The following is a 6,193-nucleotide window of genomic DNA, read 5'->3' on the forward strand; positions in this document are numbered from 1 at the left end:
CGGTGTCGGCGGCGTGGGCTTGGATGCTGTCATGCGGATCACACGCCAGATCGTCGTGTTCGACACGTCCGACATCGACCGCGAGTCCGCGTTCTGGGCCGACCTGATGGGCGGAGAGGTGCGCGGCGACGAGGACGCGTGGCGCACGGTCGACGTGGACGGCGAGCCGCGGCTCGGGTTCCAGCTGGCTCCGGGCCACGAGCGGCCCGCGTGGCCGGACGGCCCGCAGCAGCAGCTGCACCTCGACCTCTACGTCGACGACATCCGCGAGGCGCACGAGCATGCGATCGCCGTCGGTGCGACGCTGCTGAGAGAAGCGGACGATCTCGATGCCGCGGACGGGTTCCAGGTCTACGCGGACCCGTCCGGCCATCCCTTCTGCCTGTGCTGGGAGCTGACATGAGTGCCGACCTTCCCTCGCTCGCCGTCACCGGGGTCACCGGGGCTGTCGGCCGCATGACGGCCGACCTGCTCGCCGACGCCGGCGTGCCGTTCCGGATGCTGGCGCGGTCTCCGGAGCGCGCGCCGCGCTTCCCGGGGACCACCGTCGCCGCGGCGACGTACAGCGACCGTGAGGCGGCGCTCGCCGCGCTCGACGGTGTGGAGACCCTGCTCATGGTCTCCGCCGCCGAGAACGCCGAGCGCCTGGGCGAGCACCTCGCCTTCGTGGACGCCGCGGAGGAGGCGGGTGTCCGCCACATCGTCTACACCTCGTTCTTCGGCGCCGCCCCGGACGCCACCTTCACCCTCGCCCGCGACCACTACGCGACCGAGCAGCGCATCCGGGCGTCCGGGATGCACCACACGTTCCTGCGCGACAACCTGTACCTCGACTTCGCGGAGTTCCTGGTCGGCGACGACGGCGTCATCCGCGGTCCGGCCGGAGACGGCCGTGCGGCCATGGTCGCCCGCGCCGACGTCGCGCGCGTGGCGGCCGTCGCTCTGCAGCATCCGGGGGACCACGCCGACGTCACCTACGACCTGACCGGTCCGGAGGAGCTCACCCTCGCGGAGGTCGCCGAGAAACTCAGCGCGCACGGGGGCCGGGCGGTCTCGTTCCACGACGAGACCCTCCCCGAGGCGTACGAGTCACGCGCGAAGTGGAAGGCCCCCGACTGGCAGGTCGACGCGTGGGTCTCGACGTACACCGCCATCGCGGCGGGCGAACTCGCCGGCGTCACCGACGATGTGGAGCGCGTGACCGGCCGCCGGCCGCTCTCGCTCGACGAGGTCCTGCGCGGGGCTTCCGCCTGACCGCGGCGCGACGGAGGGCGGCCCGCACTGCGGACCGCCCTCCGAGGTGACGTTACGGCTGCGCCGACCAGCCGCCGCGCGGGGGCGCGGGCCAGTGCGGGCGGGTGGGGACGATCGAGCTGACCGCTCCCGTCGCCGGGTCGAGGAGCACCTCCCGCTGCTGCGGGTGGAACCAGTCGAACATCCCGCCCAGCGAGCCGGCACGCGTGTCGAACGACGCATCGCCGATGCGGCCCGTCAGCCAGTTGTTCTCGATGAACCGCAGGACGCTGGTCTGCTCGACCGGGGTGTGGTCGACCCGGTTCTGCGCGGTCCACGGCGAGATGACGAGCATCGGGAGGCGCTGGCTGGGCCCGCAGCGGTCGGCGTAGCCGCCTGCCGCGTGCTTGACGCTCGTGCACACCGTCTGGTCGACGGCCGGGTCGGCGGACCCGTTCGCGACCTTCGGCGCCACGTGGTCGTACCAGCCGTCGGAGTCGTCGTAGGCGACGACGACGGCGGTGCTCGACCAGCTGTCCGACTTCTGGAGGGCGTTGATCTCGTTCACCAGAAACTTCTGCTCGTCCAGCGGGTTCGAGTAGCCCGCGTGGCCGTCCTGGGCCTCCGGGGCCTTCAGGAACGACACGGCCGGCAGGTTGCCGGCCTTCAGGGCCGCGTCGAACGACGTCAGGTCGTACTGGTGGTTCGCCTGGTCGGTGTGCCCGATCGCCTTCACCGAGGTCGGCGGCAGGTGATGCGGGTTCGACGTGGACGTGTAGTACTGGAACGGCGAGTGGTGCGGCGAGTAGTCCTTCGGAGTCGCGCCCGCGATGGTGGCCGTCACGGCGTCGCACTTGGCGTACGAGCCGGCCTGGCCGTTCCACGGGGTGGTCGGGGTGAATCCGCCCTGGAACCATCCCCAGCTGACGCCCCGGGCGTTGAGCAGGTCGCCGATGTTGCGGCCCGACATGCCGACCACTGCGGAGGACGACGTGTGGTCGTTGTCCGAGCAGTCGTCGTAGGCGGGGTCGGGGTCGCCGATCACGGTCCCGACGCCCTTCGCGTCGGGCGACTGGATGGCCGTCGAGGCGGTGAGCACCGCGCCCGTCTTGGGGTCGTAGGCCGTGCCGCCGTGCGTCTGACCCGAGATGAGGTTCAGGGCGCCGGGCGTGGACGGGCCGAAGGTGGTGTCCCAGCTGTTGTCGCTCATGGCGTAGTTCTGGGCGTAGTTCCACAGACCGGTGACGGTGTTGCCGTCGTAGTAGTCCATGACGAGCCCCGGCGCTCCGTACGCGCCGGTGCAGGTGTCGGTCTCGGTCTTCTGGACGAACAGGTCCATCTTCCCGCCGTCGACGGCGCCCTGCTCGGCGGCGTAGCCGTGGTTCTGGTCGCACGTGACCGCCTGGGCGGGACTGAGCCGCTTCGGCGCGTACAGGTTGGGGTTGTTCGTCAGGGTCCCGGAGGAGGCCAGGGTGTCGGTGCGCGGGGTGTGCGGAGACGCATGGAACGGCGTCCCGTCGGTGTTCGCGGCGTTCGGGTAGGTCCCGAAGTAGTGGTCGAACGAGACGTTCTCGTCGAAGATCACGACGAGGTGCTTGATCGGGGTGAGGGTCTGGGCGGAGTGGTCGGCGTGCGAGCCGCCGGCCGTGGCGACCGCGGGCGCACCCGCGAGGATTCCGGCGCCGGCGAGGGCGGCCGCGCCGGCGAGCGCGACGCCCGCGAGGGCGATCGGGGAGCGGCGCAGACGGGAGGGTCTGAACACGATTCCTTCTTCCTTGTTTCACTGATCCCGGCACGGTCGTGACGGGTGGCCTCCGCTGGTCAGGCGAGCATCGTTCGCCCGAGCCAGTCGGAGGAGTCGCGGGCTCCGGGCAGCGCGAAGTAGTAGCCGCCGCCGAAGGGCTGGATGTAGTCGGTGAGCGGCTCGCCGGCGAGCCGCTTCTGGACGGCCACGAACTGCCGGTCGAGGTCCTGGTTGAAGGCGACGAAGACGAGTCCCATGTCGAGGTTGCCGTTGGCGTCGAGACCGCCGTCGTAGTTGTAGGCGCGGCGCAGCATCCGCTGGTCGGCCGTGTCCTTCGTGCGCGGGTTGGCGAGCCGGATGTGCGCGTCGAGCTGGATGACATCGCCGGTCGGGTCGTTCTCGAAGTGGGGGTCGTCGAACTCCGCGGACGCGGTGAGCGGGGCGCCGCTGTCGCGCCGACGGCCGATCATGTTCTCCTGCTCGTGCAGGTTCACGCGGTCCCAGAACTCGACCAGCATCCGGATGACGCGGACGACGTGGTAGCTGCCACCCGCTGCCCAGGCGGGCTCGTCGCCGGCCTTCGCCCAGACCAGGCGCGCCATCTCGGCGGCATCGCCGGTGTCCGGGTTGCTCGTGCCGTCCTTGAACCCCATCAGGTTGCGCGGGGTGCCGCTCGGCCGGGGCGGCGAGACGAAGCCGTCCTGCCGCCAGCGCACCTGCATCGCGCCGCGGGTCGCCCGGGCGATCTCGCGGACGGCGTGCGTGACCGCATCCCGGTCGGCCGCGCACACCTGCAGCAGGAGGTCGCCGTCGCAGACGTCGCGCCGGAGGGCGTCGTCGGGGAACTCGTCCATCGTCCGCAGCCGGGCCGGTCTGCGGGAGGCCAACCCGAACCGCTCGTCGAAGAGCGATGCCCCGGCCGAGAGCGTGACCGTGAGAGCGTCGGGCACGACGGTCGGCCCGAGCACGCCGGAGTCGCGCGGCGGCGCGGCGAGACCCGGGACGGGCGGGGTTCCCCCGGTGGTGAGGAAGCGGGCGCGCTCGGTGATCGTCTTCAGCAGGTCGGCGAGTTCGGCGCGGGATGCGGCGGTGACGTCGAGGGCGACGAACGATGCCTCGCGCTGCGGCGGGGTGAGGATGCCCTGCTGGTGGCGGCCGTGGAACGGAAGCGCGGTGGGCCGGTCCGCAGCCGGGGGGTCCGCGGCCGTTGGACGCGCTCCCGTCGCCAGCCCTGCTCCGGCGACGGTGGCCGCACCGGCGGCGAGGAAGCCGCGGCGGTCGATGGGCGTCATGAGTCCCTCCTCGGGTCGCAGATCGCGGCGACGGGCGCCAGGAGTTCCGCGGCGCGGTCGAGCGCAGCATCCACCCGCTCCCGATCGGCCCGGCTGAGCTGGGCGAGCGGCGTCCAGGTGCCGTCGGCGGCGCGGTGCGTCTCGACGACCGCGTGGGCTGCGGCGAGGGCGGCGCGCGTGTCGCCGAGCCGGTCGTAGCGGCTGGCGAGCACCGGCTCCAGCGGGGCGAGCGCCTGCTCGGCTCCGGTCAGCTCGGCGTCGGCGCTCGCCAGCGAGGTGCCGGAGCCGGCGTCGGTCGCGCCGGTCAGCGTGTCCTGGATCGCATCCTCGACGATCTCGTGCGCCCGGAGTGCCACGTCGCCGGGATCGAGCTGCACGTCGGCGAACTCGGCCTGCAGCCGGTCGACCAGGCCGAGCAGGGCGTCGGCGGAGGCGGCGACGGTCGCTGCCGCATCCCCGTGCCAGAGCTGCGACTCCACGAGGTGGAACCCGGTCGGCTCGCCGCGCGGCACCCCGTCGAGCTGGTCGCCGAGCTCGCCGAAGGCGTCATACGCCGCGCCGAGCGTCTCGTAGGTGGTGTGCGCCGTCAGCCAGTCGCGTCGTGCGGCCGGTAAGTCGCCCTCCTCGGCGTCGGCCGCGACGGCGGCGACCTGCTGGCGGAGCGCGGGGAGCCGGGAGGCGACCCAGGCGGTGTAGGCCTTCGCCACCGGGATGAGATCGGTGCGTGTCACGGGGACGATGCCGGGGGTGAGCGGTGAGCCCGGCGGCGCCTTTCCGACGGTGACGACGGGACCGCGGACGGGGTCGGCGTCGGCCGGCAGGCACACGAAGCGGTAGCGGCCCGCGCCGAGCGTCACGCGGGCCGTGGCGTGGGCGCCGGCCCCGATGCTCTCGAGGTCGAGGTAGACGCGCTTGCTGTCGACGGCCTGGACGTAGACCTCGATGCCGCCGACGGTCGTATTGGTCACCGTGAAGGTCTGGTCGCCGCCGCGCACGGCGGGCGCTTCCGCCGCAACACCGTCGGTCTCTGCGGTGCCGGCTGCGCCCCAGCCCCGGCCGCAGTCGTCCATCCCCGCGGTGATGTCGAAGGCGTCGGGTGCGTTGGGCGCGACAGCCACCGGTCGCAGCGCGATCGTCAGGATCGTCGCGACGACGACCAGCGCACCGAGGGCCGCGAAGAAGGCGGCGAGCCGGGCGCGGGTCGACATCGGGGGATGACTCCTGTGGGGGATGGGGCGGGGAAGGGGGCGCCGGCGACGGTCCGGCGTCAGCGATCCTAGAAGCGCACCCCGGGCCGCCGTCCCCGGCTTCATCCGCTGTTCACGAGACCGTCACCGGTATGCCCCCGGACGGGGGGTCTGCGCTCCCCGAGCACGTTCGGGAGCCGAACAGACCGGCCGGATGCGCACATCCCGTGGGCGGATGATGGGGACGGAGCAGAGGAGGGGTCATGCGCGAGGCGAGCTGTCCGCAGTGCCGTGGCGTCGCCCGACTCGTGAGCAACCCCTACTACGGCGCCGGCCTCGCCGTGCACCGCGACCTGCTGGTCTGCCAGGACTGCGGCTACTCCGGCTTCGCCGAGAACGAGGACGTCGCGCCGGACGAGGCGGCGCCGCCGCCGCGCGAGGGCGCCCTGCGTCGCCTGCTGCGCTTCGTCACCCGCCGCTAGCGGATCCGCGCCCAGCCCTGCCCGTGCGCAAGCGGAGGCATCCGCCTCCTCGCCTCCGTGCCGCCGCCTCCGTTCGACGCTGCCTTCCGGTGTGTCGTGTGGCAGTTCCTCCCTTTCCGTCGCTGCGGGAAACGGAGGCGCCGCGTCATGCGCGCCCGGTGTGTCGCGGGAAACGGAGGACACCGGGCTGCTTCCTCGCGCGTCCACCTCCGTTTGCGGCGAGGGCGGAGGGAGGCAGGGCGGAGGGAGGCAGGG

Annotated in this window: 6 protein-coding genes; 3 read left to right on the plus strand and 3 right to left on the minus strand. The window is 72.7% G+C overall.

Annotated elements, in window-relative coordinates; all coding sequences use genetic code 11:
- Positions 1 to 31: 31 nt before the first annotated feature.
- Together BLW09_RS18750 and BLW09_RS18755 are read left to right on the plus strand one after the other, a co-directional pair.
- Entirely contained in the window at positions 32 to 403 is a 372-nt protein-coding gene (locus BLW09_RS18750; RefSeq protein ID WP_089916428.1) for a VOC family protein, read from the plus strand.
- Positions 400 to 1,254 (plus strand): SDR family oxidoreductase, encoded by an 855-nt coding sequence (locus BLW09_RS18755; protein ID WP_089916431.1) that lies wholly within the window; start codon positions 400 to 402, stop codon positions 1,252 to 1,254. Before BLW09_RS18750 ends, BLW09_RS18755 begins: the two co-directional genes overlap by 4 nt.
- Positions 1,255 to 1,306: 52 nt before the next feature.
- Here BLW09_RS18755 and BLW09_RS18760 read toward each other — a convergent pair whose 3' ends face one another.
- The 3 genes from BLW09_RS18760 to BLW09_RS18770 are packed head-to-tail and all read right to left on the minus strand — an operon-like array spanning position 1,307 to position 5,477.
- Positions 1,307 to 2,995, minus strand: coding sequence for a phospholipase C (locus BLW09_RS18760; RefSeq protein WP_089916434.1), 1,689 nt, complete (start codon positions 2,993 to 2,995; stop codon positions 1,307 to 1,309).
- A 59-nt stretch (positions 2,996 to 3,054) separates the two neighbouring features.
- Positions 3,055 to 4,269, minus strand: a complete 1,215-nt coding sequence (gene efeB / locus BLW09_RS18765; RefSeq protein WP_089916436.1) for an iron uptake transporter deferrochelatase/peroxidase subunit — start codon at positions 4,267 to 4,269, stop codon at positions 3,055 to 3,057.
- Positions 4,266 to 5,477, minus strand: coding sequence for an EfeM/EfeO family lipoprotein (locus BLW09_RS18770; protein WP_089916439.1), 1,212 nt, complete (start codon positions 5,475 to 5,477; stop codon positions 4,266 to 4,268). Before BLW09_RS18770 ends, efeB begins: the two co-directional genes overlap by 4 nt.
- Before the next feature lie 242 nt (positions 5,478 to 5,719).
- Between BLW09_RS18770 and BLW09_RS18775 the strand changes: the two genes are divergently transcribed.
- Entirely contained in the window at positions 5,720 to 5,938 is a 219-nt protein-coding gene (locus BLW09_RS18775) for a hypothetical protein (RefSeq protein ID WP_089916442.1), read from the plus strand.
- The last annotated feature ends 255 nt before the right edge of the window (positions 5,939 to 6,193 follow it).

It is taken from the genome of Leifsonia sp. 21MFCrub1.1, from assembly GCF_900107895.1.
Taxonomy (GTDB): Bacteria; Actinomycetota; Actinomycetes; order Actinomycetales; family Microbacteriaceae; genus Leifsonia; species Leifsonia soli.